At 67.0% G+C, this 2,802-nt stretch carries 1 protein-coding gene, 1 tRNA gene and 1 pseudogene; 1 reads left to right on the plus strand and 2 read right to left on the minus strand.

Annotated features, from left to right (window positions below; genetic code table 11):
• On the minus strand, nt 1-1,884 hold a 1,884-nt coding region (locus N4P33_RS34370), incomplete at its 3' end, for a glycosyltransferase family 2 protein (protein WP_260830839.1).
• Between the two features lie 463 nt (nt 1,885-2,347).
• Nucleotides 2,348-2,421, minus strand: a tRNA-Lys gene (locus N4P33_RS34375).
• 196 nt (nt 2,422-2,617) lie between these two features.
• Here N4P33_RS34375 and N4P33_RS34380 point away from each other — a divergent pair.
• Nucleotides 2,618-2,802, plus strand: a pseudogene (locus N4P33_RS34380) (hypothetical protein); the annotation flags it as partial.

Genomic DNA, 2,802 nt, shown 5'->3' on the forward strand with positions numbered 1-2,802 from the left:
CGGCAGCGCCTGCGTCCGGGAGTCCCCGGCGGCGTCCCGGCCGCCGCCACCGCCCGGTGCGGGCGGCTGCTCGTCGCTCCGCGCGGGCGGCTTCTTGCGGTCCTGCCGCATGCCGTGGCGCCAGGCGAACATGGGCGCCGCCGTGATCAGCAGGGCGAACGTGGCCCAGATGACCATGGCCGGGTGCGAGTTGCCGTAGACGAAGCCGGCGGCGATGGAACCACCGAAGATCAGGATGAAGTACCAGTGGTACCGGAACGTGCCGAACCAGGTGTCCGGGCTGGCCGAGTCGCCCTTCGGCGTGACCACGAACTTGCTCTTGCGGCGCAGCACCGAGTCGATCAGCGCCTTCGCGTAGAGCGGCGCCGACAGCGCGGACATGATCATGCCGGCCACACCGCCGGAGCCCTCGGGCTCGTGCGGCGAGACGTTGTGGCGCCGGTTCCAGATGTACAGGCCGATCTGCAGCGCGGAGGCGTTGCCGTAGAGCATCAGCCACACGGCGGGGTCGATGTTCACACCCGAGGCGCCCAGGCCCAGGAACAGCGCACAGCTCAGCGCCGCCAGGATCCAGTTGAGGGCCGACATCGGGTAGAAGATGATCATCATCGTGTAGTTGAAGAGCTTGCTCGGCGGAAGCGAGTACCAGCCCTTCCAGTACTGCTTGAGGATCGTCTCGTACGTACCCCGGGACCAGCGCATCTGCTGGGTGAAGAAGTCGGTCCAGGCGTTGGGGCCCTCACCGACCGCGAGCACGTCCGGCGTGTAGACCGAGCGCCACTTCCTGCCCGTCGCCGGGTTCTTGGCGCGGTGCATCTCGAAGCCGGTCGCCATGTCCTCGGTGATCGAGTCGTACAGACCGCCGATCTGCTTGATGGCCTTGATGCGCACAGCGTTGGACGTACCCACGAACATGGGGGCGCCGTAGGCGTTGCCCGCGCGCTGGATCAGGGCGTGGAAGAGGAACTGCTGGGACTCGGCGGCCTTGGTGACGAAGTTGTCGTAGTTGCCGTAGACCTGCGGGCCGATGACGAAGCCGACGTCCGGGTCGCGGAAGAAGCCGAGCATCCGCTCCAGGTAGTTCGGCAGCGGCACGTGGTCGGTGTCGACCGAGGCGAAGAAGTCGTAGTCGTCTCCGTGCGCCTCGAGCCAGGCGTTGTAGTTGCCGTGCTTGGTCTTGGCGCGGTGCGGACCCTTCTTCTGGTTCCACTTGGCGACGCCCTTGCGGGAGAAGTGGTGCACACCGAGGCGCGCGCAGACTTCCTTCACCTCGGGGTCGTCGCCCTCGTCGAGGAGCCAGACGTGCATGGTGCCCCGGTGGCGGATCTTGACGGCCGCCTCCAGGGTCTTCGTCACCATCTCCAGCGGCTCCTTGCCGGGCACGAAGGAGGTGAGGAACGCCACACGCGTGCCGGTCTCGGGCACCACCGGGATCGGGTCGCGGGCGACCAGCGTGGCGTGCGCGTTGGACAGCACGTTCATGCAGCGGAAGAACTCGATCAGGCCGATCGAGACCAGCATCACGATGTCGAGGGCCGGCAGCCACTCGAACTCCACGTAGTCCCGCTCGGTCCAGTGCGAGGGCTGCAGCAGCCACACCAGCAGCACCAGCGACAGGATCGGCGCCGCGGCCAGCATCAGCGCGATGCGGATGCGGTGCGGCTCCTGGCCGATCAGCGAGCGGTACTGGACTTTGTAGGGCTTGTTCGGATCCGGCTGGGTGAGGGGACCCGCGAGCCGGCTGTAGTGCTCGTAGTCGTATCTCGGCAGCGTCTTCTTGATCCGTCGGAACGTGCCCGTGTTCCAGGTCCTCTGCGGCACCCTGAGCTGGGTGGTCTGGGACGGGTCGTCGTCCTTCCGGGCGCCCGTCGGCGTCGACGTCATGAGTCATCCCCCCACACGTGGCTCCACCACGTGTTTCGTCGCTTCCTACCGCCCGCTCCGGTCCCCCTCGACCTTCACAGACGTATCAGTGGTAGACCGCTGTCACCACGTCATCCACAGCTTATAGACACGGCTCAGCACTCTTCCGGTTGCATGATGCCCCCCTCGGCATCGCTCCCTGAACGGGACCCCTCGTCCCGGACCGTCGGCAACCGCTTCCCGCCCCCTCAACAGCCGCGGACCCGCGGCAGCTTGAAGAACCCAGGTTCTCCGGTGTTCATCATGATCGCAAGATGCGAAACACGGTGTTCACCGGCCATACGTGTCCATTGTGGCGCGTGTGGAGGACTCGTGGGGCCACAGGTGCATACGTGCGCCAAGAGGATCACGCTCAACCGGACACCAGTCGTGATCCGGCCAAAAACAGGCGGGCTCCTCGATCACGAGGAGCCCGCCTGGTCGGTGCGCCGCCAGGGACTCGAACCCCGGACCCGCTGATTAAGAGTCAGCTGCTCTAACCAACTGAGCTAGCGGCGCCTGCTGACGCGGTAACTCTACAGGACCCCGCGGGGTGCTCCCGACCACCCGCTCCGCGCGCGGGCGCGGGCCGGTCCGGCCGGAGTACATCATTCGGACCGTCAGCATGCGCGTGAAGAAGACAGTTGAGAAGCTGACCTTTGTGCACAGGCGCGAATGTGATCACGGTGGTCACCGAAAATGTGAGGGGCATCGCATGGAGTCGCCGGTATTCGAGGAGATCGAGCCCGCGAGAGACTGCGACTGCCCCGGATGCGTGCACTGGCGGCGCGTCCTTCCGCATTCCCGGGGCGGCCCCTCGGCCGGGCATCCGGCGGCGCGCCGGACCCTGGTCGTGGCCACCGCCGCGGCCACGGCGATCGGCGCCCCGGCGGTCCCCGC

The organism is Streptomyces sp. 15-116A, from assembly GCF_025290915.1.
Taxonomy (GTDB): domain Bacteria; phylum Actinomycetota; class Actinomycetes; order Streptomycetales; family Streptomycetaceae; genus Streptomyces.